This is a genomic window from Pseudonocardia acidicola (assembly GCF_012911935.1).
GTDB classification, from domain to species: domain Bacteria; phylum Actinomycetota; class Actinomycetes; order Mycobacteriales; family Pseudonocardiaceae; genus Pseudonocardia; species Pseudonocardia acidicola.
Map to the genome: position 1 here is coordinate 21584 of NZ_JAAXLA010000019.1, position 15702 is coordinate 37285.

The 15702-nt window shown below is 72.8% G+C and carries 14 protein-coding genes and 1 pseudogene; 9 read left to right on the plus strand and 6 right to left on the minus strand.

The features are described 5' to 3' along the window. The first annotated feature begins 65 nt into the window (after positions 1–65). Positions 66–2456 carry an ATP-binding cassette domain-containing protein gene (locus HF526_RS12455; RefSeq protein ID WP_169381563.1) on the plus strand — a complete coding sequence of 797 codons (2391 nt, stop codon included), beginning with the start codon at positions 66–68 and terminating at the stop codon, positions 2454–2456. A gap of 341 nt (positions 2457–2797) precedes the next feature. Then, positions 2798–3106, plus strand: coding sequence for a hypothetical protein (locus HF526_RS12460; protein WP_169381564.1), 309 nt, complete (start codon positions 2798–2800; stop codon positions 3104–3106). 146 nt (positions 3107–3252) lie between these two features. Here HF526_RS12460 and HF526_RS12465 read toward each other — a convergent pair whose 3' ends face one another. Then, positions 3253–3450, minus strand: a complete 198-nt coding sequence (locus HF526_RS12465; RefSeq protein WP_169381565.1) for a hypothetical protein — start codon at positions 3448–3450, stop codon at positions 3253–3255. 439 nt (positions 3451–3889) lie between these two features. On the opposite strand from HF526_RS12465, the gene HF526_RS12470 reads away from it, so the two are divergent. Continuing rightward, positions 3890–4345: an Hsp20/alpha crystallin family protein gene (locus HF526_RS12470; protein ID WP_239028607.1), complete on the plus strand. Its 456-nt coding sequence runs from the start codon at positions 3890–3892 to the stop codon at positions 4343–4345. Between the two features lie 123 nt (positions 4346–4468). Here the strand turns inward: HF526_RS12470 and HF526_RS12475 are convergent, their stop codons facing one another. After that, positions 4469–5674 carry a class I SAM-dependent methyltransferase gene (locus HF526_RS12475; RefSeq protein ID WP_211177114.1) on the minus strand — a complete coding sequence of 402 codons (1206 nt, stop codon included), beginning with the start codon at positions 5672–5674 and terminating at the stop codon, positions 4469–4471. A 172-nt stretch (positions 5675–5846) separates the two neighbouring features. Here HF526_RS12475 and HF526_RS12480 point away from each other — a divergent pair, with 172 nt between their 5' ends. From HF526_RS12480 to HF526_RS12500, 4 genes are all read left to right on the plus strand, one after another. Continuing rightward, positions 5847–6578, plus strand: a complete 732-nt coding sequence (locus tag HF526_RS12480) for a class I SAM-dependent methyltransferase (protein WP_211177115.1) — start codon at positions 5847–5849, stop codon at positions 6576–6578. Between the two features lie 348 nt (positions 6579–6926). Then, positions 6927–7175, plus strand: a complete 249-nt coding sequence (locus HF526_RS12490) for a hypothetical protein (RefSeq protein ID WP_169381545.1) — start codon at positions 6927–6929, stop codon at positions 7173–7175. Between the two features lie 162 nt (positions 7176–7337). Then, on the plus strand, positions 7338–8027 hold the full coding sequence (locus HF526_RS12495; RefSeq protein WP_338051441.1) for a FadR/GntR family transcriptional regulator: 690 nt from the start codon (positions 7338–7340) through the stop codon (positions 8025–8027). Beyond that, entirely contained in the window at positions 8024–9259 is a 1236-nt protein-coding gene (locus HF526_RS12500) for a CynX/NimT family MFS transporter (RefSeq protein WP_338051442.1), read from the plus strand. The genes HF526_RS12495 and HF526_RS12500 overlap by 4 nt, the downstream gene beginning before the upstream one ends. A 44-nt stretch (positions 9260–9303) precedes the next feature. On the opposite strand, the pseudogene pepE reads toward HF526_RS12500, so the two are convergent. The 3 genes and pseudogenes from pepE to HF526_RS12515 all read right to left on the minus strand — a co-directional run. Then, a pseudogene (gene pepE / locus HF526_RS12505) lies at positions 9304–9978 on the minus strand (dipeptidase PepE); the annotation flags it as partial. 80 nt (positions 9979–10058) lie between these two features. Beyond that, on the minus strand, positions 10059–10724 hold the full coding sequence (locus tag HF526_RS12510) for a DUF4232 domain-containing protein (RefSeq protein WP_169381570.1): 666 nt from the start codon (positions 10722–10724) through the stop codon (positions 10059–10061). 188 nt (positions 10725–10912) lie between these two features. Then, positions 10913–11707, minus strand: coding sequence for a VldE C-terminal domain-containing protein (locus tag HF526_RS12515; protein WP_169381571.1), 795 nt, complete (start codon positions 11705–11707; stop codon positions 10913–10915). A 185-nt stretch (positions 11708–11892) separates the two neighbouring features. Between HF526_RS12515 and HF526_RS12520 the strand changes: the two genes are divergently transcribed. Together HF526_RS12520 and HF526_RS12525 are read left to right on the plus strand one after the other, a co-directional pair. After that, positions 11893–12648 (plus strand): sulfite exporter TauE/SafE family protein, encoded by a 756-nt coding sequence (locus tag HF526_RS12520; protein ID WP_169381572.1) that lies wholly within the window; start codon positions 11893–11895, stop codon positions 12646–12648. A gap of 61 nt (positions 12649–12709) precedes the next feature. Beyond that, the gene (locus tag HF526_RS12525; RefSeq protein ID WP_169381573.1) at positions 12710–13609 is read left to right on the plus strand and encodes a zinc-binding dehydrogenase; all 900 of its coding nucleotides are present in this window, start codon (positions 12710–12712) and stop codon (positions 13607–13609) included. A 135-nt stretch (positions 13610–13744) separates the two neighbouring features. On the opposite strand, the gene HF526_RS12530 is transcribed toward HF526_RS12525, so the two are convergent. Then, the gene (locus tag HF526_RS12530) at positions 13745–15577 is read right to left on the minus strand and encodes a protein kinase domain-containing protein (protein WP_169381574.1); all 1833 of its coding nucleotides are present in this window, start codon (positions 15575–15577) and stop codon (positions 13745–13747) included. Positions 15578–15702: the final 125 nt, after the last annotated feature.

Here is a 15702-nt window from a genome sequence, read left to right on the forward strand (position 1 = left end):
CCCTCGAGACCGACGCGCTGCCGCAGGAGCGGGGTGAGCGGCCCCGCCTCACAGATGGAGACACGATGAGCACGGCCACGAGGACGGACACGCAGTCGCCCGCGCTGCACGTTGCCGACAGCCACGAGCTGATCCGCGTGCACGGCGCGCGCGAGAACAACCTCAAGGACGTCAGCGTCGAGCTCCCGAAGCGGCGGCTGACCGTGTTCACCGGCGTCTCCGGCTCGGGCAAGAGCTCCCTGGTGTTCCACACGATCGCCGCGGAGTCACAGCGGCTGATCAACGAGACCTACAGCGCGTTCGTGCAGGGCTTCATGCCGACACTGGCGCGGCCCGAGGTCGACGTGCTCGACGGGCTGACGACCGCGATCATCGTCGACCAGCAGCGGATGGGCACCGACCCCCGCTCCACGGTCGGCACCGCCACCGACGCCAACGCGATGCTGCGCATCCTGTTCAGCCGGCTCGGGCAGCCGCACATCGGCTCGCCCCAGGCCTTCTCCTTCAACGTCGCCTCGATCAGTGGCGCAGGTGCGGTCACCGTGGAGCGCGGGGGACGGACGGTGAAGGAGCGTCGCAGCTTCTCCATCACCGGCGGCATGTGCCCGCGCTGTGAGGGCCGGGGCGCGGTCAACGACATCGACCTGACCCAGCTGTACGACGACAGCAAGTCGCTCAACGAGGGTGCGCTCACGATCCCCGGCTACAGCATGGACGGCTGGTACGGCCGCATCTTCACCGGCTGCGGTTTCTTCGACCCGGACAAGCCGATCCGCACGTTCACCAAGCGTGAGCTGAACGACCTGCTGCACAAGCAGCCGACCAAGATCAAGGTCGAGGGCATCAACCTGACGTACGAGGGTCTGATCCCGAAGATCCAGAAGTCGATGCTCTCCAAGGACGTCGACTCGCTGCAGCCGCACATCCGCGCCTTCGTGGAGCGGGCGGTCACCTTCACCACCTGCCCGGAGTGCGGCGGCACCCGGCTCAGCGAGGAGGCCCGATCGTCCACGATCGAGGGGATCAGCATCGCCGACGCGTGCGCGATGCAGATCAGCGACCTCGCCGTGTGGGTGCGCGACCTCGACGAGCCGTCGGTGGCGCCGCTGCTGACGACGTTGCGTCACACCCTCGACTCGTTCGTGGAGATCGGGCTGGGCTACCTCTCGCTCGACCGGCCGTCGGGCACGCTGTCCGGCGGCGAGGCGCAGCGCACGAAGATGATCCGCCACCTCGGTTCCTCGCTCACCGACGTCACCTACGTCTTCGACGAGCCGACGATCGGGCTGCACCCCCACGACATCGCGCGGATGAACGACCTGCTGCTGCGGCTGCGCGACAAGGGCAACACCGTGCTGGTCGTGGAGCACAAGCCGGAGGCGATCGCGATCGCCGACCACGTCGTCGACCTCGGCCCGCGCGCCGGTAGCGAGGGCGGCGAGGTGGTGTTCGAGGGCACCGTCGAGGGGCTGCGGGCCAGTGGCACGCTCACCGGGCGGCACCTCGACGACCGCGCCTCCCTGAAGCCCGCGGTGCGGACGCCGTCGGGCACGCTGGAGGTGCGCGGCGCCGCCACCCACAACCTGAGGGGAGTCGACGTCGACATCCCGCTCGGCGCGCTGGTCGTGGTGACCGGCGTGGCGGGCTCGGGCAAGAGCTCGCTGATCCACGGTTCGGTGTCCGGGCGGGACGGGGTGGTGTCGGTCGACCAGGGTGCGATCCGCGGCTCGCGGCGGAGCAACCCGGCCACGTACACCGGCCTGCTCGACCCGATCCGCAAGGCGTTCGCGAAGGCCAACGGCGTGAAGCCGGCGCTGTTCAGTGCCAACTCCGAGGGCGCCTGTCCCAATTGCAACGGCGCCGGCGTGATCTACACCGACCTGGCGATGATGGCCGGCGTCGCCACCACCTGCGAGGTGTGCGAGGGGAAGCGGTTCGAGCCGTCGGTACTGGACCACCACCTCGGCGGCCGCGACATCAGCGAGGTGCTCGCGATGTCGGTCGCCGAGGCCGAGGAGTTCTTCGGCGCCGGCGAGGCGCGCACCCCGGCCGCGCACAAGATCCTCGAGCGGCTCGCCGACGTCGGGCTCGGCTACCTCACCATCGGCCAGCCGCTGACCACGCTGTCCGGGGGCGAGCGGCAGCGGCTCAAGCTGGCCACCCACATGGGTGCGAAGGGCGGCGTGTACGTCCTCGACGAGCCGACCACCGGCCTGCACCTGGCCGACGTCGAGCAGCTGCTCGGCCTGCTCGACAGGCTCGTCGACTCCGGCAAGTCGGTCATCGTCATCGAGCACCACCAGGCGGTCATGGCGCACGCCGACTGGATCATCGACCTCGGTCCGGGCGCCGGCCACGACGGCGGCCGGATCGTCTTCGAGGGCACACCCGCCGACCTCGTCGCCGCCCGCTCCACCCTCACCGGCGAGCACCTCGCGGCCTACATCGGCATCTGACCGAGGCCCTCGCGGACACCGTGAGACGAGTTCGCTCCGCTGTTTCGACTCGCCCACTCCTAAGCCGATAATCGACGTTATGACAGATACAAGGTCCTGAGCTGCTGTTGTTCACCGCTCGGAGCAGCCCAGGGTGCGGGCCTAGATCCACCCCCCTGATCGCGAGCGACGGCGGCCGTCCGGTGTACGAACGAATGGGTCATGTCGGCGGGGAGCGCTGGACGGCGTGGCTTCGCCCGGAGCGAGAGGCTACATCGGGCGCACCACCGGACGATGACGACGATCCAGACGCATGCCCGACGAACGGGACGGTCGTCAGGACGGCGTGGCACGGTGAACGCATGAGCGCGCTGCAGCTCGGCCCTCTCGACCACCAGCCCCGCAACATCCGCCCGCCCTTCGAGGTCCCTACCCCGGGCCCGGCTCGGGCGGGCCAGGACGCGGTGGAACACCGGCGGCCCCGCAGTCACGCCGACAAGCTGGCCGCGCTGCACGAGCCCCTGGCCGGAATCGACCTCGGCACCTACGACGAGCAGATCATCGACTGGTTGGCCAAATGGGACACCGACGTCGTCGGGACCGTCGTGTCCCTGCTGTACCGGGCACGACAGGCCGGACGAGACGAATCCCGTGGGACGGTGACCGGGTGAGCCCGGCCCCACCACCCACTCCTCGGTGCCGGGTCGTGTGACCAGCTCGCGCGCCATCATCATCTCCAGCGGTCTGCTGCACCGTCTCTCCCCCACCCGCCCGACCGCCGGCCCGAGCCTCGACACGCGGCGGAACGGGCAGAGGCTCAGGCGCTGGCCTCACCCGGGTCGCAGGCGTGTTCGTAGGCGACGGTCGGACCGGTTGCGGGACATCCCAGCCCACGCTCTCGTCCGACACGCATGCCGACCCGGAACGCCCGCAGGACGTCCCCGTCGTCGGGGTTGAGATCAACGCTGGCGAGTGCGGCGGCTTCGGCCGGGGTAGCGGGAATGACCTCGATCATGGCCTGCTCCGTTACGTAGCGAACCCGTTCGATCACCCATTGAACACCCGAGCTACCTGGAACGGTGAACGACGCGCCGCCGGTCGAGGCGTGAACCCGGTGTGCCGCGGGTGCGCTGACGGTCCCCCTCATCGCCGGAACGCCGTTCGACGCCCGTCGCGGGCAGTGCCCGGTGGTCCTGACAGGTCGGCTCCTGTGCCCCCATCTCATGCCTTCGGGCCCAGACCTGGCGAACGGCGTTGCGGGACAATCGTCTACCCGGTGAGTGGTGCCGCCGGCGACGCCGGGACGGCATCGCGCGTCGGTGGGCGGGTCCCGGCCAGGCTGTGGATCTCGGCGGGACGTGGCCATCGTCCGGAACCGGTGTGCAAACCAGACCGCGGCAGTGACCGGTCGACGGTGGACGAGCACTCAGTGAAGGAGGATACCGATGTCATTGATGAGGTTCGATCCGTTCGCAGGCTTTGAGCGGCTGACGCAACAGATGATGAGGGAACGGCAGGGGCCCCTGACCATTCCGATGTCGGCCTTCCGCAGGGGCGATCAGGTCGTCGCCTATTTCGACCTGCCGGGGGTCATGCCCGAGGACGTCGACATCACCGTCGAGCGCAACGTCGTCACCATCCGCGCGGAACGGCGTCCTGCCTACCAGGAGGGCGACGAGGTGATCGTCGACGAACGTCCCTACGGGACCTTCATCCGGCAGGTGTTCCTCGGCGAGAGCCTGGATCTGGACAGGATGACCGCGAACTACGAGCGCGGCGAGCTGCAACTCAGCGTCCCGGTCTCCGAGAAGGCCAAGCCCCGGCGGATCTCACTCCAGGTGGGCGACCAGGAACCGCAGCCGGTCACCGCTGAGAGTGGCACCAGGCAGGGTGCGAAGGCCAAGAGCTAGACAGGAGGAACCGACACGCGCTGGCGACCGGGCCGAATGCGGTAGGGCCCGGCCGCCAGCTGTGCCGAGCGCCGCGGCGCCGGCGACGGCGTGCTGCGCCGGACGGTCGGGGCGGCGGCCTCGCTACGTCTCCGCGTACAGATACCGTCGCGTCAACGGCCAGTCCCTGGGCTTGCCCTTGGTGAACACCAGCTGTGCCAGTCCCAGGCCACCGTCCTCGAACCCGCACTTCGATGCGGCCAGCCACAGGTCGCGCATCCGGTAGAACTCCTCGCCGAACATGCTGATGATCTGTTCCCGGTGGGACCGGTGGTTCTGCCGCCAGCGCCCCAACGTCCGGGCGTAGTGCCGCCACAGGTTCTCGCGGTCGATCGACCAGAGCCGATGTCTCGCCAGCGCGCTCTCGATCTCCGCCAGGGTCGGCAGGTGGCCGCCCGGGAAGATGTAACGGTCGAGCCACACCTCGGTGTTCTCCCGCTGCTGGTTGGTGATGGTGTGCAGCACGGAGACCCCGCCGTCGATCAGCAGGTCGTGCACCTTCCGGAAGTACGTCGAGTGCCGGCCGCGCCCGACGTGTTCGAACATGCCGACGCTGGCGACACGGTCGAAGGGACCGCGCAGCAGCGGGTCCGCGGCACGTCGGACGGGCAGGTCCTGGTAGTTCATCAACGCGAACCGGACGCGGTCGGCAACGCCGTGGCGCTCCGCCAGCTCCAGCGCCCCGGCGAGTTGTTCGTGGCTCAGCGTGATGCCGAGGGCCGTGACCCCGTACCGCTCCGCTGCGGCCACCACGAGAGAGCCCCAGCCGCAGCCGATGTCGAGCAACCGCTGCCCGGGCTCGAGACGCAGCTTCCGCAGAACGTGCTCGATCTTGCGCTGCTGGGCCTGCTCCAGCGAGTCGGCCGGGTCCTCGAAGTAGGCACAGGAATAGGTCAGCGTCGGATCGAGGAAGAGGCGGTAGTAGTCGTTGCCGATGTCGTAGTGCCGGCTGATCTGGTCGCGTTGGCTGCGGCGACGGTTGCGCTCGGTGCGTTGCGGCCACGGCAGGGGTGGCCGGACGTTGAGGCTCTCCCGGTTCCTGGCGACGATCGAGAGCAGCCGTTCGAGGTCTTCCTCCGCCATCCGGACCTCGCCGCGCATGTACCCCTCGCCGAACGCGAGTGTCATGTCGCGCAACGCTTTCCGGGCAACGGCCGCTGTGGTGATCTCGATCGACACCGGGGCCCCGGTCGTGCCGTACGACCGCCGCTCGCCGTCCCAGTACCGCACGATCAGACGACCATCGCGTAACTGCCGCGCGAACCGGTCGATCAGCAGCTTCTCGAACACCGCAGTCTCCCCACCCGCCGGTCACCGCGCCGGCCGGACGGTGGGTACGGCTCGATGCTCCGGCGTCTCCCGGTCATCATCGCGGCGCGGCCCTGGTTGTCGACCGTTGACAGCGCCGCCGACTTCCCGGCTCAATGGCGACGTCGTGGCGACCGAGAGGAGGCGCCGTGTCGTGACAACCGCCGCCGCGTCGCTGCCGGAGGCGCTCGTCCGGGCGCTGCCGTTGCTGCGGGTGCAGCCGAGCGAGCCGCGTGTCGAGCGGGGCTACCTCGACCTGTCCGGCGACGAGCCGATGCCGGCGTCCGGGTCGATACAGGCCGTGTGGGAGTCGGGCATCGGCGCGGCGCTCTACGACCCGCTGCAGGCGTTCGCCCGGCGGCTGTTCACCTTCGCTCGGTTGCCCGGTTCGCTGCGGTTGCCGGTGGGGGGCCGGGCGCTGGACATCGGCTGCGGGCCCGGTGACATCACCGCCGCGCTGGGACGCGCGGCGGGGCCGCACGGCCTGGCCCTGGGCATGGACGTCTCCGTGCCGATGTTGGAACGGGCGGTTCGCGACAAGGGGGCCGCCAACGTCGGCTTCCTGCGCGCCGATGCGCGGCAGTTGCCCTTCCGTGACGCCGGTTTCGATCTCGTGACCTGCGTGGCGGTCCTGCAGCTCATCCCCGAACCGAGGTCCGTGCTGGCGCAGACGGCCTCGGTCCTGGCGCCCGGCGGACAGCTCGCCCTGATGGTCCCCACCGTGCGCGGAGGCCTGTTCGACCGGTTGGCGCGGCTGCTCGGCACCGCGGGCGAACTGCAGTTCTTCGATCCCGACCAGGTCGCCGCGGACCTGCATGACAACGGAATGTCGACCGTTCACACCCGACGGCACGGGCCCGCGCTGTGGGTCGTCGCCCGCCGGTAGGGCCCCTCCCGGTCGGCCGCGGCCGCGCTCTGGTGGGAGAGCCTGGCCACCGCTCCTGGATACCCAGACCGGCAGTGCCGCCGAGGCGCTCTACCGCGCGGCCGGTTGGACGGCGGCCGGTGTCATTCCGGACCACGCCGCTGACCCCATCGGCGTACTGCACCCGATCACGTTGTTCTACACGGCTCTGGGCGCAACCCTCCGACCTCGCCCCGGCCCGCTCGTCGCCGGCCCGGCGACGGCGGCGATCTCCTGCCTGCCCTGCGGGCGAATCATGAGCGACTGTCCGGCGGTACGTCCCCGGCGGCGGGTCCGGATACTGGCCGTGTCGCATACGGAGGGGGTCTCATGCGAATCTCTCGATCAGCCTTGGCCGTCGCCGCCGTCTCGGCCGGCCTCACCGCGATGCTCGGTACCGGCGCCGCCACCGTGGCGCAGGCGTCCGTCCCGGCCGCGACGGGGAGTCCGACCGTCGGGCTGACCCACGTGCCCGGGCAGCAGGTGACCGCGCAGGTCCCCGGCATCCCGCAGAACAACGGCGGCGACCAGGACGCCGACAACAACGGCGGACCCGACGACGGGGACGGCCCCATCTGACGCACCGCCCGACCGGCCTGGTCTCCCGAGCCTGAGGCTCGGGAGACCAGGCCTCCGTCGTGCCGGGGCCGGCGCCCGGAATGTCGCCGATCCCACGTCCGAAAAGCCGCTGACGCCAAACATGGGATGTTAGGTTGTCTGCCGGTTTTGCGGAGGTGTGCGGTGGCGCTGTCGGCGGTGCGGGCGGGTCGGGTCTGCGACGAGGTCCTGGCCCAGTTGGAGGCGCTGATCGCCTCCGGCGAGTGGCCGGTCGGGTCGAAGATCCCGCCGGAACCCGAACTGGTCGCCGCGCTCGGCGTCGGCCGCAACACCGTCCGGGAGGCCGTCCGGGCCCTGGAGCATGCCGGCCTGCTCGAGCCGCGCCGCGGGGACGGCACCTACGTGCGGGCCACCAGCGACCTGGGCGCCGCCCTGCTGCGCCGGGCCCGGCGGTGCACCGCGCTCGACGTGCTCGACGTGCGGGCCGGCCTGGAACGCGACGCCGCCGCGACCGCGGCGCTGCGCCGCACCGACGCCGACGTCGCCGCCATCCAGGCCGCCGCCGCGGCCCGCCGGGCCGCGGCGGCAGCGGGTGACCGGGACGCCTTCGTCTCCGCCGATCTCGCGTTCCACCAGGCCGTCGTGGCCGCCACCGGCAACGGGGTGCTCGTCGAGCTCTACGCCGGGCTCACCGAGGCCCTGCGGCACAGCGTCACCACGACCGACGACCTCGACGACGACCCCGCGTCCTTCCCCGGACACGAGGAACTCGCCACCGCGATCGCGGACCGCGACCCCGACGCCGCCCGCGCGGCCGTCGACTCCTACCTCGCCGCGGCCCGGTCCCTGGTCGCCCCCGAGGGCACCCGGTGAGCGCAACACTCCCGGTGACCGCGCCCCCCGCGGTCCGCCGCTCGGCCACCTGGTGGGTCGGCGTCGCGATCTTCCTCGTCGCCTGCAACCTGCGGCCCGCGGTCGTCGCCGTCTCCCCGCTGCTCGAACAGATCCGGGCCGCTGCCGGACTGTCGGCCACCGCGGCCGGGGTGCTCACCGCGCTGCCGGTGCTCTGCTTCGGGTTGCTGGCCCCGTTCGCCCCGCGGCTGGCCCGCCGGTTCGGCATCGAGCGGTCGCTGCTCGCCGCGCTGGTGATCCTCTGCGCCGGGTTCGCGCTGCGGCTGATCGCGTCCCCGGTCGCGCTCTTCGCCGGGACGGTGCTCGTCGGCGGGGCCATCGCGATCGGCAACGTGCTGCTCCCCGGCCTGATCAAGCGCGATTTCGCGCACCGGGCCGGGCTGATGACCGGCCTGTACACGATGGCGATCTCCGCCGGGGGCGCGCTCGCCGCGGGTGTCACGGTGCCGGTGGCGCGCGCCGCAGGGCTGGACTGGCGCGGCGCCCTCGGGCTGTGGGGGTTGTTCGCCGCGGCCGCGCTGCTGGTCTGGCTGACGCAGCTACGCCGCGACGACCACCGGATCACGACCGGCGGGTCGGCCACCGGCCTGTGGCGCGACCCGCTCGCCTGGCAGGTCACCGTGTTCATGGGCCTGCAGTCGCTGAGCTTCTACGCCGCCGTCGCCTGGCTGCCGACGCTGTTCGTCGAGCGCGGCGCCGACCCGTCGACCGCAGGCTGGATGCTGGCGCTGGCCAGCTTCGTCGGTATCGCCAGTTCACTGCTGACACCGATGCTGGCCGACCGGATGCGTCGGCAGAGCGGGCTGGTGCTCGCCGTGACCGCCGTGACGGCCGCGGGACTGGTCGGTGTGATCACCGTGCCCGGCGCGGAGTGGGTGTCGATGGCTGTGCTCGGCCTCGGCCAGGGTGCGGCGATCAGCGTGGCACTGACCCTGATCGTGCTGCGCGCCCCGGACGGCGCGCACGCGTCGCAGCTGTCCGGGATGGCGCAGAGCGTCGGCTACGTGGTTGCGGCCGCCGGTCCGTTCGCGGTCGGAGCGTTGCACGATCTGACCGGCGCCTGGACCGTCCCACTGGTGGTCCTCGCGCTGCTGCTGGTGCCGCAGGGCGCGGTCGGGGCGGCCGCGGGCCGCGATCGGCTCGTCGGCCGGCAGCAGGCGGACGGGGCCGGGACCGGCCAGCTCGAGAACTGACAGACGTCGAAGCCCGGCTCGACCGCGGACAGGAACGACAGATCCGTGCCGGCGGCGCACTCCTCGGACGCCCGGCCGCGGCGGAACAGCCGGGCCGTGCGCCGGTGCAGGGTCACGGTCGGCCCGCTCACCCGCAGCCAGGCGCCCTCCCGCAACCCGAGTACCGGGACGTCGTTCTCCTCCAGGAACTCCTCGATCCGCCGCTCCCGGGTCTCGCCCATGTGCCGGGAGCCCGGGTCGGCGTCGACGTAGTGCGGGTTGATCTGGAACGGAACCAGGCCGAGGGTGGCGAACCCGGCGGGTTCCACGATCGGCATGTCGTTGGTGGTACGCAGCGTCGGGCAGGCCATGTTCGTGCCCGCGCTCGCCCCGCCGTAGCGTGCTCCGCCGGCCACTGCCGTCCGGATCGTGGTCAGCAGGTCGGCCCGCTGCAGGGCCCGTAGCAGCCGGAACGAGTTGCCACCGCCGACCCAGACCGCCTCGGCCGCGCGCAGGGCCGCGGCGGGGTCGGGGTCGGTGTGCACGCTGCGCAGCCGCAGGCCTGCGGCGGCGAACGCGGCGCCGACCGCGTCGGCGTACCCGTCGTGGTCGGCCAGGGCGTACGGCACGAAGAGCACCTCACGGCCGGCGTAGAACTCCGCCAGCGCGTCGCGGGCGTGGGCCAGCAGTTCCGCGCCGTGGTCGGTCGAGTTGGACAGCAGCAGCAGTTCGCCGGACACGTGGAGCAGCCTCTCAAGGGGCGTGCCGCGGCCGGTCGCCGCACCCCGGGCCGACCGCCCGGGGTGCGGCTGACGGCGGACTACTGAGCGGTGATCGTCTTGACCGTCAGCTGCGGGCCGGGCGGGTTACCCGCGCAACCCTCACCGTCCATCGGCACGAACAGCGACGCCGTCTCGCCCGGCGGGTAGACGCGCAGGCCACGCACCGGCGTCGGCTTGCAGACCGCCTCGTCGTAGTTGCGCACCTGGACCAGCTGCAGCTGCGCGACCGAGGTGTGGCCCGGGGCCATCCGGACTTCGCCGCCACGCGGCCCGGACATCTGCGCCGCCGGGCCGACCTGGTGGCCGTCCGCGCCGGCGACGTAGGAGACGCCCGGGAAACCGGTCAGCTCGCAGGTTCGCGACCCGGTGTTGGTGAACACCAGCGGCCGGTACACCGAGCCCGCCCCGGCGTCACCCTGCCCGAGGGACACCTTCAGCTCGCCAGCGGTGCAGCGCGGCGTCCCGTTGGTGCTGCCCGAGCCGCCGCTCTGGGCGACCGGCACGGTCGCGCCGGTGGCGGCTGCCGCCGCGTCGCCGGTCGGCGACGTCGGCGACGTCGGCGCTGCCGCCGACGTCGACATGGCACCGGTGCCGGCGGCCGACGTGCCGCTGTTGACCTCGTTGTTTCCGCTGCTGCACCCCGCGAGCAGCAGGGCCGCGGCCGCGATCGCCGCTCCCCCGAGCCGCATCCTCATCGTCGTCATGATCGTTCCCCCCTATCCGGACCGCTCTTCCGCGGTCTACCCATTAGGACGCACAGCAGCGCCATAGGTTGCGCCCCGCAACGATCAGATCGCGTCCGGGTGCTGAACGTCGAGCCCGGACGGCGGGTTTCGACCGATCGTGCGGACGACCGGCGGCTGGTCTGTCAGGTCGCACGGCCGGCCGCCGTTCAGGGGCTGGGTGTGGTCGTCTGGTGCAGCGACAGCACCCCGTCCTGAGCACCGGTCGATGCCCAGGTGCCGGCTTTCGCGGTCCAGGTCTGGCCGTTGTAGCTGACCTGGTCGAGGCCCAGCCGGGCGGCGTGCGCGACCAGCCAGTTCGCGATCGTCCAGCCGTGGGCCGCCGGCTGCGGACCGGAGAGCCGCGCGGTGCCCAGCTCCTGGATGGCGATGTCGACGAGGTCCCCGCCGGGCGCCGTTGGCGTGAGGTCGTGGCAGCTCAAGGCGGCGCCCGCCTCGCCGGTCAGCGCCGCCGCGATGGCCCGCGCCTGCGGCTCCCACTGCGCGTACGCGGCCCCGTCGGCGGAGCGCTGTACCTCCTGTGCGGCGTCGGCGAGGGCCAGCGTCGCCCAGTTCGGCTCGGTCTTGAGCTTCGCGTAGAAGGCCGTCGCGGCGTAGACGGGGTCGGAGACCTGCGCGTAGGTGCCCCAACCCTGGCTCGGCCGCTGCTGGAACAGCCCGGCGGAGTCGCGGTCGCCACCGGGCAGGTTGCGCAGCCCCGTCTCCTGCAGGGATGTCGCGACGGCGATGGTGACCGCGTGGTCGGGCATCCCGAGCTTGACCCCGACACCGGCGATCGTCGCGGCGTTCTCCGCCTGCTCGACGGTCAGCCGGACCACCGGGTTCCCGGCGACCTGGCAGCCCGGAGCAGGAGGGCGGGTGCCGCGCACCACCAGCCACCCGACGACCGCACCGATGAGGATCACGGCCAGGGCGACGGCCAGACGTCGACGAGCCGCGAGCACCGGACCACGGTAGAGGGTCACCTCTTCGGGCACGGCACGGGCGGTGGGGTTCGCCGGGCCGGCGCCGCGATCCTGCACGCAGCCTGCGGTGTGGCCGGTGTCCCACCCGGAACCGACGATACGGCGGACCGGCGCGTCTAGGCTCGGAGCGCCCCTCCACCCGAGCCCCCGGAGCATCCGCGCCCATGACCGGAACGTTCCTGCTGCTCGTCGTGGCAGGCGTGGCCGCCGGGCTGTGCGGCTCGATCGCCGGGCTCGCGTCGCTGTTCTCCTACCCCGCGCTGCTGGCGATCGGGCTCCCGCCCACCACGGCCAACGTCACCAACACCGTGTCGCTGGCGTTCAGCAGCATCGGCTCGGCCGCGGGATCACGTCCGGAGCTGACCGGCCAGGGCCCCACGATCCGCCGGTTCGCGCTCCTGGTGATCTTCGGCGGCGCGGCCGGTGCCGGGTTGCTGCTGCTCACCCCGCCCGGCGGCTTCGAGAAGATCGTGCCGTTCCTGGTCGCCGGGGCGTCGGTCGTCCTGCTGCTGCAACCGTGGATCAAGACCGTGGCGGTCGAGTCGGCGCACCGCGGCGGGCCACTGGTCATCCTGGGGATCGTCGCGGTCGCGGTCTACGGCGGCTACTTCGGCGCCGCGGCGGGTGTGCTGATGCTGGTCCTGCTGCTGACCGCGCTGCCGGTGTCGCTGCTGCAGGCCAACGGGCTGAAGAACGTGCTCCTGGGGTTGGCCAACGGGGTGGCCGCGGTCGGCTTCGCGCTGTTCGGGCCGGTGCAGTGGTCGGCGGTGCTGCCGATGGCGATCGGGCTGCTGGTCGGGGCGTGGACCGGCCCGGCGGTCGCCCGCCGGGTGCCCACGGCCGCGCTGCGGACCGCCATCGCGCTGGCCGGCGTCGGGCTGGCGGTCAAGCTGGGGATCGACGCGTTCCGGCTGCCGTAACCGCGCCCGGGTACTCCTGCGCCGTCCTGCAGCGCCTCGACGCAAGGAGTGGACTGTCCCCATGCGCGCTTACGTCAACACCCCCGACGGCCCTGTGATCGAAGAGGTCGAGGAACCCGTCCCGGCGCCCGACGAGGCACTGGTCGCCGTCCAGGCCTTCTCGATCAACCGGGGTGAGCTGGCCCTGCTGACGCAACGCACCAACGGCTGGCGGCCGGGACAGGACGTCGCCGGCGCCCTCGCCCGGCCCGCGGCCGACGGCAGCGGCCCGGCCGAGGGCGCCCGGGTCGTGGGCTACGTGGAAGGCGCCGGCTGGGCCGAACGGGTCGCGGTGCGCACGTCGCAGCTGGCCGAGCTGCCCGCAGCGGTCACGATCACCGACGCGGCGGCGTTGCCCGTCGCCGGGACGACGGGGCTGCGCACCGGGCGCTACGGCGGGGACCTGCTCGGCCGCCGCGTGCTCATCACCGGCGCCAGCGGCGCGGTCGGCCGGTTCCAGATCCAGCTGACCGCCGCGCGCGGCGCCACGGTGGTGGCGGTGGCCCGCCACCACGCCGACGACCTGACCGGCCTGGGCGCCGCGCAGGTGGTGCCCGGGGTCGAGGACGCCGAGGGTGAGTTCCCGCTGATCCTCGAACAGCTCGGCGGCCACGTGCTGCAGGCGGCGATCGGAAAGGTGGCCCGCGACGGGACGATCGTGTTCATCGGCGCCACCCTCGGTGACCCGACCCCGATCAGCCTCTACGACTTCTTCGGCCACGAGAACGCCCGGCTGCAGTCCTACTTCTCCTACGCCTACGGCCCGATGGGCCCCGACCTGCGGATCCTCGTCGACCTGTTGGCCGATGGGCGGCTGCGGGCCCCGGTCGCCTACGTCGCCGACTGGACCGACCTGAAGGCGGCGCTCGAGGCGCTGCGCGAGCGGCGGGTCGCCGGCAAGATCGTCCTCACCGTGGGCTGACCGCCCGCCGGGCCGCGGCCCACGACACCACTGCCTCCAACGGACCCCGCCGTCCGGCCGGCCTTGCGTGTCGCGGCAGGGACGGCGTCGGCGGCGGTTCGGAGCCGGTCCGCCGACGGGTCGCTCACCCGGGCGTCACCGGCGGATCAGCCCGGCCGTCACGGGCCCGTCCATCCGCGCCCCGGTGCGGCGCAGCCAGTCCTCCAATCCGCGGTGCACGGCGTGCAGCTCGGGGCGCCGCGCCGGGTCGGTCTTGAGCGAGGACTTGAGCAGCGACAGGTGCGCGGTGCGGCGAGGCAGGTGAGTGAGCCTCGCGCCGGCCGCCGCGGCACGCAGCCCGGACAGCGCGTCGGCGTGGCCGCCGCGCGGCGGGTAGCCGGTCAGCGCGTAGGACACCGTCGCGGCGAGCTGCCAGGCGTCCGACGCGGGGGTGGCGGCCCTTCCGCCGGCCACCTCGGGGGCGAGGAAGTCGGGTGTGCCCAGCACGAACCCGGCCATGGTGAGCGTGGCGTCCCCGGTCCGCCGGGCGATGCCGAAGTCGATCAGGTGCGCCAGGCCCGACGGGTCGACGATGACGTTGCCCGGCTTGACGTCGCGGTGCAGCACACCGCGCTGGTGGGCGGCGTCGAGCGCGCCGGCGATGCCGGCCCAGACCCGGGCCGCGGAGACGTCGTCGAGCGGGCCGCGCTCCTGCACGAGCTGGCCGAGGGACATCCCCTCCACGTACTCCATGACGATGACCATGCCCTCGAGTCCGACGAGGCCGGGGTCGCTGCCGGCGTGCACGAGATCGTGGATCCGGACGCAGTTCGGGTGCCGGATCGCGGCCAGCGCGGCCGCCTCACGCCGGATCCGCTGCTCGGTCTCGGTGTCCGGGGCGTGCGCCGACTTCAGCGCGACGGTCTGCCCGAGCTGGGCGTCGTGGGCCAGCCACACCCGGCCGAATCCGCCGGAGCCGAGCCGCCGGATCAGCCGGAACCGGGGCCCGCGACCCGGCATCGGGGCCGGCGCGGCGGCGACGAGCGTCGGCGGGTACGCGGGGCGCCGCGGCGTGGGCGGGGCGGGCACCGGCGTACCGGCCGCGGCGGCGGGCACCGGGCCCGGAGTGGCCGCGAGCTGCTGCGGCGACGCGACCGTGCGCTGCCGCGGCAGCACCGGAGGCTCCGGGGTGCGCGCGGCGAAGCGCTGTGCGAGGCGGTCGGCCAGGCTCGGCGCCGGGGCGGCGCCGCCGGCGGTGGCGGGGCCCGGCCGCCGGACCGGTTGCGGCCGGGCCAGCGACGTGCGGACCACCTCACGCGAGGGCGGCCCCACCATCGCGGTCACCACGATGCCGAGGAAGGCTCCGGTGGCGAACCCGACCCAGAGGTGCTCGGTCGACCCGGCGGGCGTGCGCGCGGTGAACACGGTGAGGGCCAGCACCGGCAGCCAGAAGAACTTCGACGGCCAGCGTGGGCCGCGGCGCAGAGCGAGCCGTGCCTGCGCCGCGACGAACAGCGCGGCCAGCAGCGGGACCAGGGCCAGCAGCATCACGGCGATGCCGAACCGGACCGGGTCGGCAGGGTTGAACGCGTCCCCCACGCTGCCTGCACCCAGGTAGCTGCTCTGCGGCCCGGTCAGGCACACCGCGCTGTCCATGCTGCGGATCGCCCTGCTGGTCAGCCCCGGCACCGCGCCGCCGGCCGCGGCCGTGGCGAACACCTGGCCGGTGGCGGTGAAGAACAGCAGCGGCAGGATGCCGGCGGTGAGCACGCCGGTCGCCGTCAGCACGAGGGACTCGCCCACGCCGTAGTGCGAACCGATCCGGCGGCGCCACAGCGCCACCCCGACCGCGCCCACGGTGGGCAACAGGCCGACCCCGACACCGACCGCCGACGTGGCCCAGGCCCAGCCGCCCGGGCACACGTCCGGGGCCACGATCGGACGCAGTCCGTTCAGCAACCCGGCCAGCAGCGCGGCCAGCGCGTCCACCACGTACCTCCCCCGTCCGTTCCGACCACTATGGCATCACGATCGGGTGCCGGGGGCGGCGGACGACTACGGTCCGGTCTCGACGCCGGTCGGGCCGGTCACGGGCGCACCCGATGAGGCGCAGG

Coding starts and splice junctions, on each gene's coding strand:
- HF526_RS12455 (WP_169381563.1), top strand. CDS start 66: ATGAGCACGGCCACGAGGACGGACACGCAGTCGCCCGCGCTGCACGTT.
- HF526_RS12460 (WP_169381564.1), top strand. CDS start 2,798: ATGAGCGCGCTGCAGCTCGGCCCTCTCGACCACCAGCCCCGCAACATC.
- HF526_RS12465 (WP_169381565.1), bottom strand. CDS start 3,450: ATGATCGAGGTCATTCCCGCTACCCCGGCCGAAGCCGCCGCACTCGCC.
- HF526_RS12470 (WP_239028607.1), top strand. CDS start 3,890: ATGAGGTTCGATCCGTTCGCAGGCTTTGAGCGGCTGACGCAACAGATG.
- HF526_RS12490 (WP_169381545.1), top strand. CDS start 6,927: ATGCGAATCTCTCGATCAGCCTTGGCCGTCGCCGCCGTCTCGGCCGGC.
- HF526_RS12510 (WP_169381570.1), bottom strand. CDS start 10,724: ATGACGACGATGAGGATGCGGCTCGGGGGAGCGGCGATCGCGGCCGCG.
- HF526_RS12520 (WP_169381572.1), top strand. CDS start 11,893: ATGACCGGAACGTTCCTGCTGCTCGTCGTGGCAGGCGTGGCCGCCGGG.
- HF526_RS12525 (WP_169381573.1), top strand. CDS start 12,710: ATGCGCGCTTACGTCAACACCCCCGACGGCCCTGTGATCGAAGAGGTC.